General features: G+C 69.3%; 23 protein-coding genes. 12 read left to right on the top strand and 11 right to left on the bottom strand.

Annotated elements, in window-relative coordinates; genetic code table 11:
• Window positions 1–68: 68 nt before the first annotated feature.
• The 4 genes from ACFXN1_RS05245 to ACFXN1_RS05230 form a co-directional block, all read right to left on the bottom strand.
• On the bottom strand, window positions 69–1,898 hold the full coding sequence (locus ACFXN1_RS05245) for an AMP-dependent synthetase/ligase (RefSeq protein WP_379443513.1): 1,830 nt from the start codon (window positions 1,896–1,898) through the stop codon (window positions 69–71).
• Window positions 1,899–2,085: 187 nt separating this feature from the next.
• Complete coding sequence (gene ribA, locus ACFXN1_RS05240) at window positions 2,086–2,751, bottom strand: GTP cyclohydrolase II RibA (RefSeq protein WP_379443512.1); 666 nt, start codon at window positions 2,749–2,751, stop codon at window positions 2,086–2,088.
• A 77-nt stretch (window positions 2,752–2,828) separates the two neighbouring features.
• Complete coding sequence (locus tag ACFXN1_RS05235; protein WP_379443511.1) at window positions 2,829–3,674, bottom strand: GTP cyclohydrolase II; 846 nt, start codon at window positions 3,672–3,674, stop codon at window positions 2,829–2,831.
• Window positions 3,675–3,793: 119 nt separating this feature from the next.
• A complete protein-coding gene (locus ACFXN1_RS05230) occupies window positions 3,794–5,323 on the bottom strand; it encodes a carbohydrate kinase family protein (protein WP_379443510.1) in 1,530 nt (509 codons plus the stop codon).
• 442 nt (window positions 5,324–5,765) lie between these two features.
• On the opposite strand from ACFXN1_RS05230, the gene ACFXN1_RS05225 reads away from it, so the two are divergent.
• From ACFXN1_RS05225 to ACFXN1_RS05215, 3 genes are all read left to right on the top strand, one after another.
• A complete protein-coding gene (locus ACFXN1_RS05225; RefSeq protein ID WP_379443509.1) occupies window positions 5,766–6,059 on the top strand; it encodes a hypothetical protein in 294 nt (97 codons plus the stop codon).
• Window positions 6,056–6,340: a hypothetical protein gene (locus tag ACFXN1_RS05220; protein ID WP_379380806.1), complete on the top strand. Its 285-nt coding sequence runs from the start codon at window positions 6,056–6,058 to the stop codon at window positions 6,338–6,340. The genes ACFXN1_RS05225 and ACFXN1_RS05220 overlap by 4 nt, the downstream gene beginning before the upstream one ends.
• A 249-nt stretch (window positions 6,341–6,589) precedes the next feature.
• On the top strand, window positions 6,590–7,003 hold the full coding sequence (locus ACFXN1_RS05215; RefSeq protein ID WP_379443508.1) for a hypothetical protein: 414 nt from the start codon (window positions 6,590–6,592) through the stop codon (window positions 7,001–7,003).
• Between the two features lie 93 nt (window positions 7,004–7,096).
• Here the strand turns inward: ACFXN1_RS05215 and ACFXN1_RS05210 are convergent, their stop codons facing one another.
• From ACFXN1_RS05210 to ACFXN1_RS05200, 3 genes are read right to left on the bottom strand one after another with little or no spacing between them, the layout of a single operon-like run.
• Entirely contained in the window at window positions 7,097–8,176 is a 1,080-nt protein-coding gene (locus tag ACFXN1_RS05210) for a quinone-dependent dihydroorotate dehydrogenase (protein ID WP_379443533.1), read from the bottom strand.
• 18 nt (window positions 8,177–8,194) lie between these two features.
• Window positions 8,195–8,461: a DUF5703 family protein gene (locus ACFXN1_RS05205; RefSeq protein ID WP_040857817.1), complete on the bottom strand. Its 267-nt coding sequence runs from the start codon at window positions 8,459–8,461 to the stop codon at window positions 8,195–8,197.
• Entirely contained in the window at window positions 8,461–9,486 is a 1,026-nt protein-coding gene (locus tag ACFXN1_RS05200; RefSeq protein WP_379443507.1) for a hypothetical protein, read from the bottom strand. The genes ACFXN1_RS05205 and ACFXN1_RS05200 overlap by 1 nt, the downstream gene beginning before the upstream one ends.
• 196 nt (window positions 9,487–9,682) lie before the next feature.
• Between ACFXN1_RS05200 and ACFXN1_RS05195 the strand changes: the two genes are divergently transcribed.
• The 4 genes from ACFXN1_RS05195 to ACFXN1_RS05180 all read left to right on the top strand — a co-directional run bounded on the left by ACFXN1_RS05195 (window position 9,683) and on the right by ACFXN1_RS05180 (window position 13,148).
• On the top strand, window positions 9,683–10,060 hold the full coding sequence (locus tag ACFXN1_RS05195; RefSeq protein ID WP_379443505.1) for a hypothetical protein: 378 nt from the start codon (window positions 9,683–9,685) through the stop codon (window positions 10,058–10,060).
• Window positions 10,061–10,165: 105 nt separating this feature from the next.
• Complete coding sequence (locus ACFXN1_RS05190; protein WP_379443504.1) at window positions 10,166–10,702, top strand: hypothetical protein; 537 nt, start codon at window positions 10,166–10,168, stop codon at window positions 10,700–10,702.
• Window positions 10,702–12,804: an MMPL family transporter gene (locus tag ACFXN1_RS05185; RefSeq protein ID WP_379443503.1), complete on the top strand. Its 2,103-nt coding sequence runs from the start codon at window positions 10,702–10,704 to the stop codon at window positions 12,802–12,804. Before ACFXN1_RS05190 ends, ACFXN1_RS05185 begins: the two co-directional genes overlap by 1 nt.
• Window positions 12,801–13,148 carry a YrdB family protein gene (locus ACFXN1_RS05180; RefSeq protein WP_379443501.1) on the top strand — a complete coding sequence of 116 codons (348 nt, stop codon included), beginning with the start codon at window positions 12,801–12,803 and terminating at the stop codon, window positions 13,146–13,148. The genes ACFXN1_RS05185 and ACFXN1_RS05180 overlap by 4 nt, the downstream gene beginning before the upstream one ends.
• Before the next feature lie 60 nt (window positions 13,149–13,208).
• Here the strand turns inward: ACFXN1_RS05180 and ACFXN1_RS05175 are convergent, their stop codons facing one another.
• The 4 genes from ACFXN1_RS05175 to ACFXN1_RS05160 all read right to left on the bottom strand — a co-directional run bounded on the left by ACFXN1_RS05175 (window position 13,209) and on the right by ACFXN1_RS05160 (window position 17,411).
• Complete coding sequence (locus ACFXN1_RS05175) at window positions 13,209–14,051, bottom strand: heme ABC transporter ATP-binding protein (RefSeq protein ID WP_379463496.1); 843 nt, start codon at window positions 14,049–14,051, stop codon at window positions 13,209–13,211.
• On the bottom strand, window positions 14,048–15,067 hold the full coding sequence (locus ACFXN1_RS05170; protein WP_379446321.1) for a FecCD family ABC transporter permease: 1,020 nt from the start codon (window positions 15,065–15,067) through the stop codon (window positions 14,048–14,050). Before ACFXN1_RS05170 ends, ACFXN1_RS05175 begins: the two co-directional genes overlap by 4 nt.
• A gap of 326 nt (window positions 15,068–15,393) precedes the next feature.
• Complete coding sequence (locus ACFXN1_RS05165) at window positions 15,394–16,431, bottom strand: hemin ABC transporter substrate-binding protein (RefSeq protein WP_379446316.1); 1,038 nt, start codon at window positions 16,429–16,431, stop codon at window positions 15,394–15,396.
• Window positions 16,432–16,451: 20 nt separating this feature from the next.
• A complete protein-coding gene (locus tag ACFXN1_RS05160; protein WP_379446317.1) occupies window positions 16,452–17,411 on the bottom strand; it encodes an aldo/keto reductase in 960 nt (319 codons plus the stop codon).
• A 127-nt stretch (window positions 17,412–17,538) separates the two neighbouring features.
• Here ACFXN1_RS05160 and ACFXN1_RS05155 point away from each other — a divergent pair, with 127 nt between their 5' ends.
• From ACFXN1_RS05155 to mshC, 5 genes are all read left to right on the top strand, one after another.
• Window positions 17,539–18,636 (top strand): undecaprenyl-diphosphate phosphatase, encoded by a 1,098-nt coding sequence (locus ACFXN1_RS05155; protein ID WP_379463495.1) that lies wholly within the window; start codon window positions 17,539–17,541, stop codon window positions 18,634–18,636.
• 16 nt (window positions 18,637–18,652) lie between these two features.
• On the top strand, window positions 18,653–19,387 hold the full coding sequence (locus tag ACFXN1_RS05150; protein WP_354832446.1) for a histidine phosphatase family protein: 735 nt from the start codon (window positions 18,653–18,655) through the stop codon (window positions 19,385–19,387).
• A gap of 26 nt (window positions 19,388–19,413) precedes the next feature.
• On the top strand, window positions 19,414–19,998 hold the full coding sequence (locus ACFXN1_RS05145) for a DUF3090 domain-containing protein (protein WP_379380784.1): 585 nt from the start codon (window positions 19,414–19,416) through the stop codon (window positions 19,996–19,998).
• Window positions 19,982–20,779 (top strand): SCO1664 family protein, encoded by a 798-nt coding sequence (locus ACFXN1_RS05140; RefSeq protein WP_379446318.1) that lies wholly within the window; start codon window positions 19,982–19,984, stop codon window positions 20,777–20,779. The genes ACFXN1_RS05145 and ACFXN1_RS05140 overlap by 17 nt, the downstream gene beginning before the upstream one ends.
• A gap of 158 nt (window positions 20,780–20,937) precedes the next feature.
• Window positions 20,938–22,176 carry a cysteine--1-D-myo-inosityl 2-amino-2-deoxy-alpha-D-glucopyranoside ligase gene (gene mshC, locus ACFXN1_RS05135; RefSeq protein WP_379446319.1) on the top strand — a complete coding sequence of 413 codons (1,239 nt, stop codon included), beginning with the start codon at window positions 20,938–20,940 and terminating at the stop codon, window positions 22,174–22,176.
• Window positions 22,177–22,329: the final 153 nt, after the last annotated feature.

Raw genomic sequence — 22,329 nt, 5'->3', positions numbered from 1 at the left:
GTGGGCCTGGACGAATCGTCCAGGCCCACCTCTGTTCCAGTGGCGTGCGGTGGCCGCGCGCCCCCGGATCAGCTCATATTGATCACGCCCTCCGGCGGCGGGGTCAGATACAGCGCGGCGATCTCGGTGGCGTACTTGGCCGCGATCGGGTTGCGCTTGAGCTTGAGGGTCGGGGTGAGTTCGTCACCGCCGGGCTCCCAGCCCAGATCCAGGATGGTGAAACGCTTGATCTGCTCCACCCGCGAGAGCTTGGCATTGGCCTCGGCGACCGCGGCCTTGATCTCGGCGACGATCTCCGGGTGCACGGCCAGGGTCTTCAACTCGGCGTCGGGAGTGCCCAGGGCCTTGGCCCGCACCACCGCGGTGTCGGGGTCGAGCACGATGAGCGCGGAGATGAACGGCTTGGCGTCACCGATCGCCACCACCTGGCCGACCAGCGAGGACACCGCCTTGACGGTGTTCTCGATATTGGTGGGAGACAGGTTCTTTCCCGCCTCGTTGATGATGAGTTCCTTCTTACGGTCCACGATGCTGACGTAGCCGTCGCCGTCGATTGTGGCGACGTCACCGGTGTGCAGCCAGCCGTCGCCGTCGATCGCATCGGCGGTCTTGTCGGGCATCTTGCGGTAGCCGTGGGTGACGATACCGCCGCGGACGAGCAGCTCCCCATCCTCGCCCAGGCGAATCTCCAGCCCGCGCAACGGAACACCGACGGTGCCCGGCTTCGGCTTGGCCGGCGGGGTGTAGGTGCCGACGCCGGAGGTCTCCGACATGCCCCACACCTCGGTCACCGTGAAGCCCAGGCCCAGCAGGTATTCCAGGGTCTCCGGCGGGATCGCGGCCGCGCCGGAGGCGGCGACGCGCAACTCGTCGAAGCCCAGGGCGTGACGCAGCTTCGACAGCACCAGCGCCTCGGCCAGCTTGTGCTGCACATCCAGCAGCGGGCCGCGGCCGTTGCCGGCCAGATCCGCGCGGGCGGCCTGCGCGCCGACCCCGAGTGCCCAGTTGGCCAGGGCCTTCTTCACCGGGCTGGCCTCGGTGGCGAGCTTGGCGTCGATGCCGGCCTTGATCTTCTGCCACACGCGCGGCACGCCGAAGAACGCGGTCGGGCGGGCGTCGGGCAGGGCGGCTGCGATCTCGCGCGGGTCGGGCACGCAGGTCATCTGCACGCCGGTGAACAGGTTGGCGCAGTGGCCCGAAATGCGGTCGGCCACATGGGCGGCCGGCAGATAGGACACCGAGCGGTCGTCGAGGCCGACGGTCAGCGGGCCCTCGACCAGGCCCACGATCTGGGCCACCACATTGGCGTGGGTGAGCTCCACGCCCTTGGAGGGGCCGGTGGTGCCCGAGGTGTAGATCAGCGTCGCGACATCGTCGGGCTGCACCGCCTGCCAGGCGGCATCGAAGTCGAAGTCCGCCTTCGGCGCGGCCTCCACCTCGGCCAGGGTCAGCGTGCCCGCCGCCGAACCCTCCACCAGCACAATGTGTTCCAGCTCGACGCCCGCCCCGCGCACCACGTCCAGGAACGCGGGCTCGGTGATCACGACCTTGTTCTCGGCATTGGTGAACAGGTGCGCGATCTGCTCGGCGGAGCTGGTGTTGTAGATCGAGAACGGCGTCGCCCCAACGTGCAACGCCGCCGTGTCGACCAGATTGAATTCCGGCCGGTTGGTCAGCATGATCCCCACGGTGTCCCCGCGCCCCACCCCCAATCCGGCCAGACCCGCCGCGATGGCGCGCACCCGTTCCCCGTACTCGCGCCAGGTGATCTGCTGTGTCCCCCCGACGGTCCGCAACGCCACCTGCCCCGGCCGCAGCGTCAATGTCTCCTGGAACGCCTGCGGAATCGTGTGAACGGTTTTCCCAGATGCGTGCGCATACCCGATGTCAGTCGTCATAACCCTTTTCCCGATTGCCTCTCGCTTCACCCGCCACACGCGCACCCACCTGCGCGAACTCCGACGTCCGAGAGAACGACCAACCCGATCACGCGATGGCCACGCGCCGTCTGTGGCGCGGCTCACTCATCGTAACCAGATCATCACAGTTGTGTCGTGGGCTACACGGCCACGTCGGTGGCCGAATTTACCGATCCTGGTGGCGGGCGGCGGAATCGAAGGTGCGCCCACACGGCGCGATCGCCGCGTCACGCACGATCCCGGGGTGACCCGGATACGCGCTGCGGCGCTTGGCTTTCGCCGCCATGTACAGCGCCGCCTGCGGACTGCGCGGCTCGGTCTCGAGCGGCACGGCCGTCACGATCAGCCCCGCATCGCGTACCGCGGCAACCTTGTCCGGGTTGTTGGTCATCAGGCGCACCGACCGCAGGCCCAGCGCGGCCAGCGCGTATGCGGCATGGTCGTAGGTGCGCGAGTCATCGGGATGCCCCAGGCGGCGATAGGCATCGAAGGTGTCGGCCCCGGTCTCCTCGCCGAGATGCAATCCCATCGCCTTGACCTCGAGGCCCGCGCCGCGACCCTCCTGCTCGAGATAGATGAGCACGCCCTGCCCGCCTTCGCCCTGGATGAGGTCCATGGCCAGCTCGAGCTCGGGCCCGCAGTCACAGTCCTGGGAGCCGAGCACATCGCCGTAGAGACACCGGGAATGAATGCGTACCAGGCAGTCATCCGCCGGCTCCCCGAAGATCAGCATGTGCCCGACACCGGTTTCGTCGTGCACTTCCTTCACCCGCACCCGCAACTCACGCCCCTTCCGGAGCAACGAATGTGCGGTTGCCTGAAGCTCTTTCACGCCTGCTCCACCTGCCGCCCTGCCTCTGGCAATTATGGCCGAGCGGTCGATTTCAGGACATGAGTTGTCCGAAGAGCTCAGAACCCGGAGAGGCGACTCCGTATCAGGCGGGCCCGGGCACGCAGCAGCCGAGTGCGTTGGGGAGCCCAGTAGCCCACCGCCAGTCCGGCGATGGCCGCAGAGGCCGCCACCAGCGGCACGATCCACTCGACTCCGGTGCCGTGCCCGACAACACCGGCCACGGCCGCGCAGGTGGCGCCGAACGCCGTGGCGAATGCCGCGTTCGACAATGCGCGCAGAGTACGGAGGACGCCCCAGCCCTGGGGCAGCTTGTGCCCGCGGTATTCGCGCTTGGCCTGAAGGTACTGATACACCCAGGGATTGCGGGGCAGGATGAGCAGCGGCACCGGCTGCACCTTCACGCCGACGGCACGCAATTGCTCGACCTTGTCGGGATTGTTGGTCAGCAAGCGCACCGAGGCGAGTCCCAGGTTCAGCAGCATCTTCGCGGCGACGGTGTAGGTGCGTGAGTCCGGGGACAGCCCGAGCCGCGCATAGCTGGCGAACGTGTTCAGCTGCTCGCGCTGACTCAGCGAATATCCGCGAGCCTTGCCGACCAGGCCCGCTCCACGGCCCTCCTGTTCGAGGTAGAGCAGCACCCCTCGACCCTCGGCCTGGATCATGTCCATGGCCAGGTCGAGCTCGGGGCCACAATCGCAGTCGTCCGAATGCAGGGCGTCACCGTATAGACAACGCGAATGAATACGAACCAGACAGTCCGGTTCGATTCGACCGAAAACCAGCGCGTGACCGAGACTTTCGTCGGGATCGAGCGGAATCACCCGCAAGGTGATGGTGCGGCCGTAGCGGGTGAAGACATGCTCGGTCTCGTCATGCAGCGACTGCACGTTCGCTGTCGTCAAGCGATCCTCCGGTCAGGGATGAGATGCACAGTGGTGAGGCGATCACGAATCACGGGCACACGACGAGCCGCGAGCGATCGTATATCGGCCGCGGGGACCGCGCCCTGTTTCACGCGGGATCATTCCGGTGTCGACGCGTCGGCGTCCGGTTCGCCTGCGACGACGGCGTCGATGGCGTCCGCTGACGGCATGGCGGCCGGGGCGGGACGACCGGCCGGCACGCGCGCGGCGCGCCGGATGAGGTCCGCCATGGCCGCTGTTGCCCAGACGAAATCGGCGGTCTCCGCGGAGCGGTCATGAGTGACCAGCCGATAGGTCAGAGCGGCGGAGAAGGCCGAGGCCGCGCCGGTGACACCCGGCATGGGGTTGTCGAAGCGCGACACCTCCACGGTCCGCGCGCCCGGGTGGTGGATGGTGCATCGCGATCGCTCGATGACGACGACCGCACCCACACCACGCTTCAGCAACCAGGCCGCGACGGTCTCCGGCGGCTCGTCGGGCCGCAGTGCCGCGAGTTCCTCGGGTGAACCCACCAGATAGTCGATCGCGGACAGATTGACGCTCATCGCGTGCGTGAGTGGGCGCTTGGGAGTCGCGTTCACGATCAGCCAGGGCGAGCTCGCCGCATCGACAGCGTTGTTCTGCGCGCTGACCGCTTCCAGGGCCCGCTCGATGACCGCCACCGACTGTTCGAAGGTCAGTACGACCGCGGTGACGTCGGTGATCGCCTGCAGATTCGACGCGACCTCGAGGTCCGCGGAGGCGAGCTGGGTGCGACCGGCCTTGGCCGCGATATTCGTGTAGTCCTCGCCGTCCTGAGGAGTGATCACGACCGTCACCGGGGTGCTGGCGCCCGGCACGACCTTGATCAGACTCGTATCGACGCCCTCCTGGGCGAGGTATTCGAGAATCTCGGCGCCTTCGCTGTCCTGACCGATCGCGGTGAGCAGGCGGGTATCGAGCCCGAGTCGGGACAGCGCGACCGCTCGCGTGAGCCCCTTCCCGCCCGGGCGCCGTCGGAAGTCTCCCCACATATCGATGCCCGGCTCGGGGAAGTGGTCCGTTTCGACGGCCATGTCCATGACCGCGTCACCGATGATCGTCACCGTTTGCCGTTCCGCCGCTTCGGGATCGGATTCCGATGTCAGCAGCGTCGCCAGCGCGGTGAACGCCCTCTCCTCCGGCGCATCGCGGATGGTGCGGACGCTCGGCGCGGCGGGAATGGATGTCGCACCCACCGCCTCGTGCAGCCGGCGCCAGTGCAGGGTGAGGTAGCGGCGGCGGTCCATGAGTTTCTCGCCGTACAACTTGGTGAGATCGATGCCCCGCGGCCGATTGGCCTCACCGAACAACCCCAGGCACAGCTCGGCGTCGACTATCAATCGGTCGGTGCTGTCCAGTTTGCATGCCGCGTGCCGAAGCGCCTCGGTCAGCGCACCCTCGGAGGTGGTTCCGCCCAGATGGGCGTAGCGACGAACCACGCTGAGCCGCAGCAGACTCCGGGTGTCGACCTGAGTCTTCTGGATCCGCCCGGAGCGCAGGCCCGCCCGCGTGCGCAGGCTCTTCAGTACCGCGACGACAGCGAAGACAGCGTTGTCCGGCGCCACGATGGCGGCTCCGGGGCCGTGAGGAATGTTGTCGGTGGCCATCAGACACCAAGAATACCGCCGAACATGTTTAGTGAACAGCCAAAACGTCAATTCGGTTGTCGCAGCGGCAAATGCCGGGTACCAGCGGCAAAAACCACAGAGCCCGGGCAAATGCCATACTGATGGTGGCGAAGTACCGTGCCCACCAGGCAGGTTCGGGAGGTCCGGTGTCCGGAGTGCTTCTACTGATTCGACACATCCGCCGGCACAGACGCGGCGCGACCAGCGAGTGCGATGCGGAGCCGGAGATCGATGTCGCGGTGGGCTAGGACGGAATCCGTCCGCGCCGCGACCGACACCATCCACCCATGTCGCCAATCGCTCTGGCCGACACCATCATTCGCAGGCGACGGCCCACCGGCCGGTCGCCTTTCGAGGGTCGGCCGGTCCGGCATCCAGTGGCCGCGCGAGGGCGACACACTCTGCGCCCCGGGGGGCCACCGTGATCTATCCCAGTGTCAACTCGATCACCAGCAGCATCGCAGTCTTCGAATGGGCGCAGCGACGCCCGGACTGCCCGGAACCGGCATGGGAGCTCAGCTGGCGGTCTCGGCCGTTGCTGACTCGCGAACAAGCGCTGGCGGCAATGGAACTCACCGAAATCCTGTGCACCCCGCTCGTCGGCTCCGACACGGTGTGGCAGCGCGTGCAGAGCATCGCCGCCGAACTCGGCATCGATATCGAAGCAGCCTGCGACATCCTGTGCAGGCGCCGGCAGGAACGGGGGGACTCGTGACCATCTACGCTACCGACGACTGGACGATGACCAGCGACGTCACCGGAGAGAACGCCGTGCGGGTCGCCGACAGGTGGACCCTGGCGTGGCGGTGCAGCTGGCTGCCGGATCGGCTGCTGACCCGCGCCCAGGCGCTGGCCGCCATGGTGCTGGCCGAAATCGTCGCCGTCGATCCGTATCCACGGGACGAAATCGTCCAGGGCCGCCTGATCGCCAGCGCGGGCGAACTGGGGATTCCGGTGGAGCAGGCGATGTTTCTGCTGCGCCGGCGGTCGGCATGAGCACAACCGACGCCGGAAACGGGGTCGTGACGATCTTCGACTGCGGTACCGCCCGTGGGTCGACAACGGGAAGGGAGTTGGCACAGCCGACATTCAGGGCGGGAGCAGGAGACTCGATGACATTGCGACCGACCAGCATTCGATGAGGGAGCAAACAGCCCGGCGCGGGACATCGACCGCGACCGAGCGCACCACAGCGCGAACGGGCAGCGATCCTGCCGCTCGCGTGCACGGCCGAGGGAGGGCCCCATGATCGACATCACCACCACCGCCATGACCAGCACCATCAGCCCCGAGTATGCGATCCGCGAGCGCCGGGGCAGCGAAGCGGCCTGGCGCCTGAGCTGGCTTCCGACCCACCGGCTCACCCACGAACAGGCCCGCGCCGGAATGGAATTGGACGAAATCCTGTCCGACCCGGCCGTCGTCTACGACGAAGCCGCCCACCTGTGGGCCGCCGACCTGGCCACCCGAGTCGGCATCGGCGTCGAACGCGCGGTACTCCTGCTCGCGCAACGCCTGGCCGAACGGATGTACCGCCAGGACACTCCCCGAGAGACCGACGAGGAGGACGAACGACCCGAATCGATCCTCGCAGGATGGGCAGCCACCACCCACCGTGCCTCGACGACAGGCGCCCGCTCCCGCCACCTGTGGACCTGAACGACCTGACCCGCACGACGATTCGCCGCACCCGATCGGTCCTGTGACGCGTGGGGCCGCCGCCCATGCGAGGTCAGTGGCCGGGATCGGTTGTCAGGCGCGGGTTTTGTGTTCGGAGCCGACCGCGTCGGCCAGGGTGGTGTAGCCGTGGGCGCGGAGTTTGGCGGCCAGGCCGCGGTGGATGTGTTTGGCCCACAACGGACCGCCGTAGATGAAGCCGGTGTAGCCCTGGAGGAGGGAAGCGCCGGCGAGGATCCGTTCCCAGGCCTGGTCGGCGGTTTCGATGCCGCCGACGGAGATGAGGGTGAGCTTGTCGCCCACCCGGCTGTAGAGGCGGCGCAGGACTTCGAGGGAGCGGTCGGCGACGGGGGCGCCAGAGAGGCCGCCTGCGCCGATCGGTACCACGTCGGCGGCGGGGGTGCGCAGGCCGTCGCGGCGGATGGTGGTGTTGGTGGCGACGATGCCGGCCAGGCCGAGTTCGACGGCGAGGTCGGCGACCGCGTCGATGTCCTCGTCGGACAGGTCGGGGGCGATCTTGACCAGGACGGGGACCGAGACGGTGTCGAGGACCGCCTGCAGAATCGGGCGCAGCGAGGTCACCGCCTGCAGATCGCGCAGGCCGGGGGTGTTGGGGGAGCTGACGTTGACGACCATGAAGTCGGCCAGCGGGCCCAGCAGTTCGGCGGAGATGGCGTAATCGCCTGCGGCGTCCTCGGGTTCGACGATCTTGGTCTTGCCGATGTTGGCGCCGATGGGGACGCCGCCGGGCAGGCGGTGGGCCAGGTGTTCGGCGGCGGCGGCCGCGCCGAAGTTGTTGAAGCCCATGCGGTTGATGAGCGCCCGGTCCGCGGGCAGGCGGAACAGCCGGGGGGCCGGGTTGCCGGGCTGGGCCTGGGCGGTGACGGTGCCGATCTCGGCGTAGCCGAAACCGAGCGGGCCCCACGCGTCGACGCCGTTGGCGTTCTTGTCGAAGCCGGCGGCCAGACCCAGCGGCGCGGGGAAGTCCACGCCGAACACGCGGGTGCGCAGGATCGGATCGTCGGCCACCAGCAGCCTGCCGGTCAGCGCGCGGCCCGGGGCGAAGCGGGTCGCGAGCCGCATGGCGGCGAAGGCCAGGTGGTGGATGCGTTCCGGCGACAGCAGGAACATCACCTTCAGCAACAGGCTGTACAGGCGCTCGTACATGGGGGGTTACATCACCGCCTCGGGTGTCGGGGATAGCAGGGGAGTCGTCTTGCGGCGGCGCAGTAACACCCGACGGCTGCCGTCTGTGTAGGCGCGCACCCGCGACAACTCCCAGCCACCGTATTCGGCGTGGATGGACAGTCGCATGGAGGCGGTGACCCTGCTGATGCCGGGCGGCAGCCGCAGGGGCACGTATTCCCATTCGTCGCTGGATTCCTCCCAGCCCTCCGGCAATGTGCGCGATTGGTGCGCCGATCGTGAGGCCCGAGCCATCACTGCCCTCTCTTCCGCTGGTCCGCGCCGATCCGTTGCAGACCGTCACCGGTCGCGGATCCCACGAACATGTCACCGGTGCGGCCGTCGATGGTCACCGCGTTGGGCTGGCGCACCGTCGGGTAGCGCCCCACCTCTACCGGTATACCCGTCGACAGGTCGTAGCCGACGACTTCGTTGCTGCCTGTCAGCGTCACCCACACGGTCTCGGACCGCTGATCGTAGGCGAGTGCGTAGGGCGAAGAGCCTACCGGGAAACGCTGGTGCAGGACCAAGGGATCGGCGGTGTAGACCAGCAGTTCCTGCCCGGCGGTGTCGGTGACGATGCGGCGGCCGAAGTGGTCGCCGATCATGTTCGACGCCCCGTCGCCCGCGCGCAGCGACAGCCCGAGCTTGCTGGTGCCGTCGAGTTGGACGATGGCGGTCTGGCGGCGATCGAGCACGACCACCGCGCCGTCGCCGGCCTCGACGACATCGGCGGAGGACAGACCCGAAATGGTATGGCGCACAGTGCCGTCCGCGTCCAGCAGCAGCAACTTGCCGTTGGCCAGGCCCGCCACCAGCGAGCCGTCGGGGCGCAGTGCCACCGCGTGCACGTCACCGTCGATCGCGATCTCGGTGACCTTGGCCGAGGCGGCGTCGACGCGAAGGATCCTGCCGGGCACCGCGACGAGGATCTCGCCGGGCTTGCCGAGGGCCAGCGTGGCGGCCTTGCCGGGCAGCGGGACATCGGTGGTCCGGTGGTTGCCGGGCGTGGCGGTGTCGGTGAGCCGCAGCACGGGTTTGTCGCCGACGGTGGTCGCGGCGGCCAGGATTCCGGTGGCCGGTTCGGAGACCAGCAGCGAGATCGGGGTGCTGGGGGTCACCTCCCCGGCGGGGGCCGCCGTGGCCGCGGGCGCGGCGGCGGGGGTGGCCGGGTCGCGAGTGGCGTTGTCGGCGTTGTTCTCCTGGGAGGAACAGCCCGCCAGCAGGGTCACCACGGTCACACCCGCGAGGGCTGAACCGATCCAGCCGCGACGGCGCATGCAGCGAACTCCTTACTGACCGAACTGACCGACGAAATCATGCGTGCTCTCTTATCTGACCATGATCCGTCACCACACCCGACAAGCGGGGGTCTTCGCGGCGGCGTGCCGCCCGCCTCCCGGGCCGATTTGCATGATGTGACATGGGCTTTCGGTGGCGCTGTCGGCCGGTGCGGTTACCGTGGAAGGCAAAAGCGTGCTGTATCAGGGAGATCTGTTGGTAGCCGACGGCACTTCGGGCTTCACCGTCGAAGACGTGACGGTGGGTCGTTACGCGCACGGGTTCGGGGTCACCGCGGACGGGCGGTCCTTCGCCTTCCGCACCCACCGCGCGACCCTCACCCTCGAGATCTACCGGCTCGGGCTGGCCACCGCCGTACCCGGCCCCGAGGACGTCGAAGCGGTGGCGCTGGCGCCGGTGACCGATATCGATCTCGACGACGAGCGCAGCGTGGTGGCGCTGGTGCGCGATCTGATTCCGCAGGCCACGCCGGTGCCGGCCGCGCAGCTGCGGGAGGCCATCACGGTGCGGGCGCTGCTGGGCCGGCTCAGCGCGGTCATCGACGGCATGTGAGCCGCTCGCGCCGAACCGGGTGTCTGTGACACAGGAATCACCCTCGGGCGCGGCGCGTGACAAACTAACGGCACACAACCGCAGTTCGAGCTGACGAGGATGTTGATGCGACTTCGACGACCGGCCGCCGCCGCGCTCCTGTTGACCGTGCTCGGCGCGTCGATCGCCGCGTGCGGCGGGGGCGACGACGAGTCCAAGGTGGCCCAGGCACGGTCCTCGGCGTACGCGGCACTGAGTTCGTCCTCGGCGGCCGCGGCCGCGCAGAGCAGCGCCAACAAGCCGACGATCCCGTCCGCGCAGGAGCTGGACGCGCAGATCAAGAGCGCGCTGGATCCGAATCTGCCCGACAGTGACCGGACCGCGCTGATCGAGGACGGGGAGGCGTTCAAGGACGCGATCCCGGACATGTACAAGGCGCTGGCCGATCATCCGCGCGCGGTGTACGGGGTCAAGGATCCGGTGTTCGACAATCACGACGGCACCCTGACCGCGACACTGAGCCTGGACAAGGACGGCACCGGCACCGATGTGCGCACCACGGTGGTGCATTTCGTGTACAAGGACGGGCGCTGGAAGATCTCGCGCACCGACCTGTGCGGCATTCTGCGTTCGGCCGACTACAAGACCGCGGCCTGCGGCTGATGCTCGAGGCCGGATCCCTGCGGTGGGGGCGGCTGATCCACCGTTTCCGGTTCGTGGTGTTCGCCGTGTTCGGGCTGGTGGTGCTGGCGTCGGGGTTCTACGGGCGGGACCTGGCCGATCACCTCACCCAGGAGGGCTGGTTCGACGAATCCAGTCAGTCGGTGGCGGCGTCGAAGCTGGCCGATGCCACCTTCGGGCGCGACACCGACGCGGATCTGATCGCGATCTACACCGCCCCGCCCGGGCTGACCGTCGACGACGAGCCGGTGCGTTCGGCGGTGGCGGCGGAGTTGACCCGGCTGCGCACCGAGCATCCCGATCGGATCCTGAAGGTCGACTCGTATTGGGACGGCGCGCTGATGGGGCAGTTCGCCGACGCCTCGCGCACCCACGCCTTCGCCAGCATCGGGCTGCGCGGGGCCGGCGGCACCGACACGGTGAACAACTATCTGGCCATCAAGAGCGAATTCCACGCGGGCGCAACCGGTTCCGGGCCCGGCGGCACGACGGTGCAGCTGGCCGGATTGCAGCCGGTGGTGGAGGGCATCAACACCGGCATGCAGGACGACATCCACCGGGCGGAGCTGATCGCGCTGCCGCTGGTGGCGATCCTGCTGTATTTCGTGTTCGGCGGGGTGGTGGGGGCGCTGCTGCCGGTGCTGATCGGCGGCATGACGATCCTGGGCAGTCAGGGCATCATGCGGCTGCTGACGAATCATCTGCAGGTCAACGTGTTCGCCTCGGCGGTGGTCACGCTCGTGAGCCTGGGGCTGGCGATCGACTACGGGCTGTTCGCGGTGACCCGGTTCCGGGAGGAGCTGGCGGCGGGCCGCAGTGTCGAGGAGGCGACGGCGCGGACGGTGGCGACGGCCGGGCGGACGGTGTTGTTCTCGGCGGCGATCATCGCGGTGAGCCTGGGCGCGTTGTTCATCTACCCCAATGGTGTGCTGCGGTCGGTGCCGCTGGGCGGTATCTCCTCGGTGCTGCTGGCGGCGGTGCTCTCGGTGACGGCGCTGCCGGCGGTGTTGTCGATCGTGGGGCGGCGCATCGATCTGTGGGGATGGCACGGGCTGGCCAGTGTCCGCACCGCCGAGCAGATCGATGCCGGATTCTTCTCGCGGCTCGCGGTTTTCGCGATGCGCAAGCCGTGGCGGGTGATCGTGCCGGTGGTGCTGATGCTGCTGGTGCTGATCCTGCCGTTCCGCAGTATCGAGTTCGGGGGGCTGAGCGAGCGATATCTGGCCTCGGACAATCCGGCGCGGGTGGCGCAGCAGGACTTCGACCGCATGTTCCCGCAGTTCCGGACCGAGCCGTTGAAGCTGGTGATGGTGGGCGCGAATCCGCAGCAGCTCTCGGATATCCGCTACGCCGCCAATCAGATGGTCGGCCCGGAGATGACGGGGCCGTTCGATCCGGCCGCGCCGACCAAGGATCGGGTGACGGTGCTGGCCAGCGGGCTGCGCGACAAACGCGACGCCGACAGCGTGATCGCGGCGCTGCGCTCGATCCCGCAACCGGACGGGGTGCAGGTGATGGTCGCGGGTGTGCCCGCGCTGGAACGGGATTCGATCCAGGGATTGATCAGGGGGCTGCCGCTGCTGGCGGCGATCCTGGTCGTGGCGGCGATCGCGTTGATGTACGCGGCGTTCCGGTCGCTGGTGCTGGCGATCAAGGCGGTGGTGATGAGCGCGCTCAGCCTCGGCGCCACCCTGGGCGTGCTGACCTGGATCTTCGTGCAGGGCCACGGCGCGGGCCTGTTCGATTTCACGCCGGGCCCGCTCATGTTCGCGGTGCTGGTGCTGATCGTGACGGTGCTGTTCGGCCTGTCGACCGACTACGAGGTGTTCCTGCAGTCGCGGATGGCCGAGGCGCGCGCGGCGGGAGCCGATGCGCCCGAGGCGATCCGCTACGGCATCGCCCACACCGGCGGTGTGATCACCTCGGCCGCGGCGATTCTGATCGTGGTGACCGGGGCGTTCGGCTTCTCGGATCTGGTGCTGATGAAATACATTGCCTACGGCATGATCGCGGCACTGGTGTTGGACGCCACCGTGATCCGCATGCTGTTGACTCCTGCGGTATTGAAGTTGGTCTGGCGATGAGCGTGCTCAAAGGCGCGAACCTGTTGGTGATGTTCCTGCTGGAACTGTTGGTGCTGGGTGCGGCCGCGTGGTGGGGGTTCACGGTGTCGGCGCCGCTCGCGGCGCGGATCGTGCTGGGGCTGGCGGCCCCTGCGGTGTTCATCGTGGTGTGGGCGCTGTTCGGTGCGGCCAAGGATCCCCGGTTCCCGCAAACCGGTTGGCGGCGGGTGGTTTTGGAGGTGTGGTTCGGCGCGGCGGCGGTGCTGCTGGGCCTGGCCTGGACTCCGGTCGCGGGTGCGGTGATGTTCGCGGTGTGGCTGGGCAACGGCGCACTGCGGCTACTGTGGGGTCAGCAGCAGCTCTGATCGGCGCTGCCGCCGCGCGGGCCGGGGCGAATGTGCCTGGCCCGCACGGCTTTCGGCGAATCAGCCACGGACGGGCAGCACCAGTTGCGCACCGGTCACCGGGTGGTCGAAGACGTCGACCGGGTGCTGGTAGACGCGGGAGAGCAGTCCCGGGGTGAGGAACTGGCGGGGCGGGCCGTCGGCGGCGATGCGCCCGGCTTCCAGGACGGCGACCCGGTCGGCGTAGGCGGCGGCGACACCGAGGTCGTGCAGCACGACCACGACGGCCGCGCCCGCGGTGGCACGCTCGCGCGCCAGGTGCAGCACCTGCTCCTGGTGGCCGAGATCGAGTGCGGCGGTGGGCTCGTCGAGCAGCAGGGTCGCGGTGTCCTGGGCCAGCACCCGGGCAAGGGCGACGCGGGCGCGTTCACCGCCGGACAGGGCCGGGAAGGGGCGGGCGGCGAAGCGTTCGACGTCGGTGGCGGCCATGGCGGCGGCGATCGCCTCGTCGTCGTGGTCCTGGCGGCCGGTGCGTGCCCACGGGGAGCGGCCCATGGCCACCACTTCGCGTGCGCGGAACGGGAATCCGACGGTGTGCGATTGCGGCAGCACCGCGCGGCGGCGCGCCATGTCCAGGTGGGTCCAGTGGGTCAGAGCGTGCCCGTCGAGTTCGACGCTGCCGCCGGAGAGTTCGAGTTCCCCGGCGAGGGCGGCCAGCAGTGTGGACTTCCCGGCGCCGTTGGGGCCGACCAGCGCCACGATCTGCCCGGCGATCACCGGGAAGTCGACGCCCTCGAGGACCGTGCGGTCGCCGCGCTTGGCACTGACGTTGCGGGCGCGCAAGGTGACCGTGCCCGGTTCGGGTGTCTCCGGCAGTGCGGGGGAACGCCCGAAAATCGTTGCCAGCTCGCGCAGGCCGCTCATGCCCAGCCTCCCGATCGTGCGCGGGTGCGGCGCAGCAGCCAGAAGAAGAACGGCCCGCCGACCAGCGAGGTGATCATGCCCAGCGGCAGGTCCGCGTTGTGGACCAGGGCACGGGCGCCGATGTCGGCGGCGACGAGCACCGCCGCGCCGAGGATCGCCGACAGCGGAATCAGCACCCGGTGTCCGGGCCCGACGAGCATGCGCACCAGGTGCGGCACGATCAATCCGACGAACAGGATGATGCCGGTGAAGGCGACGCCGGCGGTGGCGAGCACCGCGACGACGACGATGATGTTGCGCCGCAACCGTTCCACGTCGACCCCGAGGTGGCGGGCCGCGGATTCACCGAGGGCGAGCAGGTCCAGGCGCGGGGCCATCCAGATCGCGGCCGCGATGCCCAGCAGGGTCAGCGGCCACACCACGTTGACCGCCTGCCAGCTGGCACCGTTGAGACTGCCCATCTGCCAGAACACCAGCTGATCGCGGGCCGCCGGGGATGCCTTGAACAGCAGGAACGAGATGACGCCGCCGGCGAAGGCGTTGATGGCGACGCCGGTGAGAATCAAGGTCACCACCTCGGTGCGCCCGCCCGAGCGCGAGAGCAGATACACCAGCAGGGTGGTACCCAGACCGGCGACGAACGCGCCCGCCGCCACCGACCAGGCTGCGGTGAACGCGCCGCCGACCACGATGACCGCACCCGCCCCGACGGCCGCGCCTGCGGACACGCCGATGACGCCGGGTTCGGCGAGCGGGTTGGCGAACACGCCCTGCAGCAGCGCGCCCGCGGTGGCCAAGGCGGCGCCCACGAGCACCGCGAGCACGACGCGCGGGAACCGTACCTCCCATAACGTCACGTAGCCGGCGGGATGGTGGGGCAGCGGCCCCCAGTCGAGCCCGATGCGGTGGAACACGCTGCCCGCGACCTCGGCGGGGCTGGTCGGCACCTGCCCGATGGCCGCGGAGATCAGGGCCAGCACCACCAGCCCGGCCAGGCCCGCGGCGAAGATCAGCATGGTGCGCGGCCGGCTGCGCCGACCGGCCGGAGCCGGGTCGACACTCGCCGGCAAACGGTGTGCGGCAACCGATTCCATCTCCGATTCGGCGACCTCGACTGCCCCGCGACCGGTGGCCGGGCTGCCGGACTCCGCGGCGGCAGCCGGGTTCGCCCGCTCGGCCATCGCCCGATCGGCCTCGTCGCGCTTGCCCGTGGGCGAGGTCGTCTCGTGTGCCCTGGGCCGGTTCGCCGCGCGGTCGACGGCCGGGTTGGTCCCGTCGCCGTCCGGTGTGGCGGCAGCGCCGGGCGGGCCGGCCGAATCGGGTTGCGGGTTTTGGGGGTCGGTCATGCGTTGCTCGTGCCGTAGACGGCCTTGACGAGCGCGGCCAGGACGCGTCCGGTGTCGGGGCCGAAGGACAGCAGGACGGCGTCGGACATGTCGACGACGCGGCGGTCGCGTCCGGCGGGGGTCTGGGCGACGCCGGGGATCTTCTCGAGGCCGTCGATGCCGCCGACGGAGGCCAGGCCGTCGCTCATGAGCAGGAAGACGTCCGGGGCGGCGGCGATCATGGCTTCGCTGGTGATGGGCAGGAAGTCCTGGGTGATGCCCGAGGCGGTGCCGGCGTCGATGCCGCCGAGGGCGGTGATGAGCGAGTCGGCGCCCGAGCCGGGTCCGGCGATCATGGTGATGGCGGTGCTGCGCAGGTACAGGAACGCGATCTTGGGCTTCGAATCCTGGTGCGGCACCGAGGCGGTGGCCGCGGAGATCTCGTCGCGGGTGCGCTGGGCCAGGGCCTTGCCGGCGTCGGGGACGCCGAGGGCGGCGGCGACGGCCTGAATCTGGGGCACGACGCCGTCCATGGTGCGTTGCGGGTCGAAGTAGACCACGGTGATGCCGAGGGCCTTGAGTTGCTCGCGCAGGGCGGGGGTGACAGCGGTGGTGTCGGTGAGGAATACCGTGGGCCGCAGTGCCGCAACCGATTCCACGCTAAGGGTGCCCGCGCCGCTGGAGACGGTGGGCAGGTCCTCGACGGCGGGGAACGCCGCAGAGTTGGAGCGGCCGACCAGTTTTGACCGGAGGCCGAGCGCGACGACGGTCTGGGCGAGGGTGCCGTAGCGGTCGGCGGCGATGATGCGGCTGGCGTCGGTGACGGTGACGTCGCTGCCGTCGAAGGACTTCACGGTCGCGGGCAGCACCGGGGTGGGTTCGGGTCCGATCGCCACCGGGTTCAGGTCGCCGACGCTGGCGGTCACCGGGCCGCGGGTGCCGCCGGTGCCGGAGGTGCCGCTGCTGCAGGCGGTGACGCCCGCGACCAGGCCGATGCCGAGCAGCATGATCAGCAGCGTACGGGCGGCCGAGCTGGCATTCACGAGACACCTCATGCAGGTAAGGTTAGCCTTGCTCATTCTGTGCGTGCGCTCACGTCTCCCAGTGCCGCGGTGATGGCACGCGGCAGCTCGAGGGTTTCGGCGGCCAGAATCCCGGTGAGCTGCCCGATATCCCGCGCCCCGACCAGCATCGTCGCCACCGCGGGCTGATCGCGGATCCAGGCCAGCGCCACCGCCAGCGGTGAGGTGCCCAGCCCGTCGGCGGCGGTGACCACCGCGTCCACCACCCGCACCGCGCGATCGTCGAGGTGGGCGGTGATCTCGGCGGCGGTGGCCTCGTCGGCGCCGCGCGAGTCGGCGGGCACGCCGTCGCGGTATTTGCCGGTGAGAATGCCCCCGGCCAGTGGCGCGGTGGCGATCAGGCCGATGCCGTGATGCTGTGCGGCGGGCACGAATTCGTGCTCGACCCCGCGCGCGAGCAGCGAGTACTGGGTGGTCGCGGCGGTGATGGGCGCCGCGGCCGCCAGGGTGGCCAGCTGCCAGCCGTCGTAGCCGCGCGCGCCCGCGTAGCGCACCCGCCCCGAGCGCACCGCCCACGACAGGGTGTCGGCGATCTCCTCGAGGGGGGTGTGCGGGTCCCAGGCCGCGACGGTCCACAGGTCGAGGTGGTCGGTGCCGAGCTGGCGCAGGGTGTGGTCGAGCTGGCGCCGCATGGTGCGCCGGGAGGCGTCGACGGTCCAGCGCACAGCGGCGGGCGCTTCGGCGGCGGCATCGCTGAGTATCGGTGTGTATCCGGCACTTCCGGACAGCACGAGGTCCTCGCGCCCGATCTCGGAGAGCAGTTCGCCGAGAATGTGTTGCGCGGCGCCGTCCCCGTAGGCGGGGGAGGTGTCGACCAGGGTGCCGCCCGCTTCGACGAACGCCATCAGCTGGGCGGCCGCGTCCTCGGCGTCGGTTTGCCTGCCCCAGGTGTGGGTGGCCAGCCCGAGCCTCGAGACCCGCAGTCCGCTGCGGCCGACCGTCCGTTGTTCCATCACCGCGCTTGCACTTTCGTCACACGCGTCAGCCTAGGCCCACCTGTCGCATCTGCCGGGCTACGGCCCGCAGCGAGTGCGGCGGGTCGACGTCCGTAGCGGGCAACTCCGCCCATTTCGCGCATGCATGTCCGAATTCGGACACTCGCCCGGTAGGGTCGCTGCGGTGTTGCGGCGCGGATGCGCCAGGGCGGTGGCGGTTCGGGCGCGATGTGGCGCCGAAATCCGCACCGGGAGCCGACGATTCGGGACTGGAGGGTGTGTGGGCGAGTCGATGACGTGGGTGCAGGCGCTGGTGCTGGGCCTGGTGCAGGGGCTGACGGAGTTTCTGCCGATCTCCTCCTCGGCGCATCTGCGGATCACCTCGGCGGTGTTCTTCGGTGACGATGCGGGCGCCTCGTTCACCGCGGTCACCCAGCTGGGCACCGAGGCGGCGGTGCTGGTGTACTTCGCCAAGGACATCTGGCGCATCCTGGTCGCCTGGTGCACCACGATGTGGTCGAAGGTGACCGCGCCGCAACGGGTTTCGATGCCGGTGTCCGAGCGTGCGACCACCCGGCTGCCGGTGCTGACCGAGGACGGGCGCTTCTCCTTCGGCCCCGATCCCGACGTACAGCGCGAGCTGGACTATCGGATCGGCTGGTATGTGATCATCGCCACCGTCCCGATCGGGATGCTGGGTCTGCTGCTGAAGGACCAGATCCGTACCGGCGCACGGAATCTGTGGCTGGTGTCGATCATGCTGATCGTGTTCGCTCTGGTGATCGCGGCCGCGGAGTACTACTCGGGCAAGGCCTACGGTCGCCGGCGCCGCGCGATCGAGCTGCTGACCACCCGCGACGGCCTGGTCATGGGGCTGGCGCAGTGCCTGGCCCTCATTCCGGGCGTGTCGCGTTCGGGCGCGACCTCGTCGGCGGGCCTGTTCTGCGGGCTGACCCGGGAGGCGTCGGTGCGCTTCTCGTTCCTGCTGGCGATCCCGGCGGTGCTGGCCTCGGGCCTGTTCAGTCTCCCCGACGCGTTCGAACCCGCCGGTGAGGGCCTCAATGCGTCGGGTCCGCAGCTGCTGGTGGCGACCATCGTGTCCTTCGCGGTGGGGTATGCGTCGGTGGCGTGGCTGCTCAAGTTCGTGGCGCGGCACTCGCTGGACTGGTTCGTCGGTTACCGCATCCTGCTGGGGTTGACGGTGATGGTGCTGCTGACGACCGGCGTCGTGTCGGCGACGTAGCCAGTAGGCTGTCCCGGTGACGGTGATCCTGTTGCGGCACGGCGTGTCCACGTCGAATACCGCTCGCACCCTGGCCGGCCGCAGTGCGGGCGTCGATCTGACCGATCGTGGACGCGAACAGGCGCAGAGCCTGATGGAGCGGCTGGGATCACTGCCCATCGAACACATCGTGTGCTCGCCGCTGCTGCGCTGCCAGCGCACCGTCGCCCCCCTGGCCGACAAGCTCGGGCTCGAACCCGAACCCGACGAACGCCTGCTCGAGGTCGACTACGGCGACTGGACCGGCAAGGCCCTGGCGGACCTGATGAGCGAGCCGTTGTGGAAGGTGGTGCAGCGCCACGCCTCGGCCGCGACCTTCCCCTCCGGAGAGTCCTTGGCACAGGTGCAGTTTCGGGCCGTGTCCGCTGTCCGCGAACGGGATCGGCAGTTCGCGGCCCGGCATGGTAGCGATGTGTTGTGGATTGCGTGCACGCACGGCGACGTCATCAAATCGGTGCTGGCCGATGCGTTCGGCATTCACCTCGACGGGTTCCAGCGCATCGTGGTGGAGCCGGCGTCGATCAGCGTCATCCGCTACACCCCGACCGCCCCGTACGTGTGGCGGGTCAACGACACCGGGACGGACCTGTCCGCGTTGGCGGCGATTTCACCGCGAACCGGCGGCGAATCGCGCTCGGGGCCGGTTCCCGGCGGAGAAACGGGTACCACCATCAGTACGGATAATGGGGTAGCGGAACGCCCCGATTCATAAGTGTGAGTGAACCGAATGGAGGTGCAATGGGCCGGGCAATCCATATCTTCCGCACCCCCGATCGTTTCGTCGCCGGCACCGTCGGCGAGCCGGGCGACCGCGCGTTCTACCTGCAAGCCGTGCAGGACCCGCGGGTGATCAGCGTGCTGCTGGAGAAGCAGCAGGTGAAGGTGCTGGCCGATCGGATGGGTCTGCTGCTGGACGAGGTGCAACGACGCTTCGGCACCACCGTGCCGCCGCAGGCCTCCGATGTGGCCGACACCGCGCCGTTGATCACCCCGATCGATGCCGAATTCCGGGTCGGCACCATGGGTTTGGGCTGGGACGCCGACGCGGGCGCGGTGGTGGTGGAGCTGCTGGCGATCACCGAGACCGAGGTGGACGAATCGGTGGTGCTCGACGACACAGAGGAGGGTCCCGACGCGGTGCGGGTGTTCCTGACCCCGGTGCAGGCACGCGAGTTCGCGCTGCGCTCGGCGCGCGTGATCGCCGCCGGACGCCCGCCGTGCCCGCTGTGCGGGGAACCGCTCTCGTCCAAGGGGCACATGTGCGTGCGCACCAACGGCTACAAGCGCGGCGACATCTTCGGCGCCAATGAACTCGAGGAATGACGGCGTGAGCGAGGACGGGCTGCGCACCGCCGAGCTGACGGTGATCGGGCAGGTCACCACCGCCTCCAATGTCACGCTCGTCTGCGAGACCGACGGCGCGGGGCTGCGGGTGGTGTACAAGCCGGTGCGCGGGGAGCGGCCGCTGTGGGATTTCCCCGACGGCACGCTGGCCGGGCGGGAGGTGGCCTCGTATCTGGTGTCGGAGGCGATCGGCTGGGGCGTGATCCCTGAAACCGTGTTGCGGGAGGGTCCTTTCGGGCCGGGCATGGTGCAGCGCTGGATCGAGACCGCCGAGGATGCCCCGGGCCCGGATCTGGTGGATCTGTGCCCGGTGGATGCGGTGCCCGAGGGGTATCGGGAGGTGTTGCGGGCGCTGGATCCGGGCGGGCATCCGGTGTCGCTGGTGCACGCCGATGATCCGCGGCTGTTTCGGATGGCGGTGCTGGATGTGCTGCTCAACAATGCCGACCGCAAGGGCGGTCATGCTCTCGTCGGGCTCGACGGGCGGGTCTACGGTGTCGATCACGGCATCTGCCTGCACCGCGAGCCGAAGTTGCGCACGGTGTTGTGGGGCTGGGCCGGTGAGCCGATCGGTGACGAATTGCTCACCGACATCACGGTTTTCGTCAAGGCGCTGCCCGGTGAGCTGGGTGAGCGGCTGGCGGAGTTCCTCACCGACGCCGAGATCGAGGCGCTCGAGGCGCGCGGGCGGGCCCTGCTGGAGGAGCCGGTGATGCCGATGCCGGTGAGTCAGCGCCCGATTCCCTGGCCCGCGTTCTGACCCGGTCGGCGGCGACGTTCGCCTCGTCGTGATTGCAACTCTTGACACCCTCGCGCTCGCGACTAGGGTGCTGGTCGGCCAGGGCGGGTGGGTGTCGCGCGGCACACCGGTGCGGGGGCGGCGGGGATGGTGCGCGATCACAGCGTTAACCTCGATTCATGCAGTCCTGGTCCGATATCGCTGTCCCGACCGTCCCCGGATCCGGACCGGCGTTGCGGTTGTTCGACACCGCCGACAAGCAGGTGCGCCCGGTGACCCCCGGCGCCACCGCGACGATGTACGTGTGCGGCATCACCCCGTATGACGCGACCCATCTCGGGCACGCGGCCACCTATCTGACCTTCGATCTGGTCAACCGGTTGTGGCGCGACGGCGGGCACGAGGTGCACTACGTGCAGAACACCACCGATGTCGACGATCCGCTGTTCGAGCGCGCGCAGCGCGACGGCATCGACTGGCGCGAGCTCGGAACCCGGGAGATCAACCTGTTCCGTGAGGACATGGCCGCGTTGCGGGTGATCCCGCCGCGCGACTACATCGGCGCGATCGAGTCGGTGCAGGAGGTGGTGGAGCTGGTCGACAAGCTGCTCGCCTCCGGTGCGGCGTATGTGGTCGACGATCCGGAGTACGCCGACATCTACTTCCGTTACGACGCGACCGAGCAGTTCGGGTACGAGTCCGGCTACGACCGGGCGACGATGGAGCGACTGTTCGCCGAGCGCGGCGGGGATCCGCAGCGGCCGGGCAAAAGGGATCCGATCGACCCGCTGCTGTGGCGCGCGGAGCGGCCGGGTGAGCCGTCGTGGCCGGCGCCGTTCGGGGCGGGCCGTCCCGGCTGGCACATCGAGTGTGCGGCGATCGCGCTCAATCGCATAGGCACCGAGTTCGATGTGCAGGGCGGCGGCAGCGATCTGATCTATCCGCACCACGAGTATTCGGCCGCGCACGCCGAGGCGCTGGTGAAGGGCCGCCGTTTCGCCCGCCACTACGTGCACGCGGGCCTGATCGGGCTCGACGGCGAGAAGATGTCGAAGTCGCGCGGCAATCTGGTGTTCGTGTCGAAGCTGCGCCGCGCGGGCACCGATCCGGCCGCGATCCGGCTGGGGCTGTTCGCGGGCCACTATCGCGCCGACCGGGAGTGGTCGGATGCGGTACTGGCCGAGGCGCTTTCGCGGCTGGAGCGGTGGCGGGCGGCGGTGGCGCGGCAGTCGGGTCCCGAGGCCGGTGACACGGTGGCGCGGGTGCGGCGGCATCTGGCCGACGATCTGGACACGCCGAAGGCGATCGCGGCGATCGACGCGTGGGCCCAGCAGGCGCTGGCCTACGGCGGACCCGACACCGTGGCGCCGGGTCTGATCAAGGACACCGTCGACGCCCTGCTGGGTGTCGCGCTCTGAGCCGCACGAGGGCGTGAGTCGAACGCGGGAGGACGGAGCCCGGCTCTCGCAGTTTTTTTTTTAGCGGTCGGTGTTTTGCGGCGGTGTGTAACGTCTCGGGGCACAGAGGGGGGGTGGGGAGAAACGGGTCACCCCCCCCGTGCCTGGCCCAAC

It is taken from the genome of Nocardia sp. NPDC059154 (assembly GCF_042755705.1).
Taxonomy (GTDB): domain Bacteria; phylum Actinomycetota; class Actinomycetes; order Mycobacteriales; family Mycobacteriaceae; genus Nocardia.
This window is presented reverse-complemented; position numbering and strand designations above follow the sequence as displayed.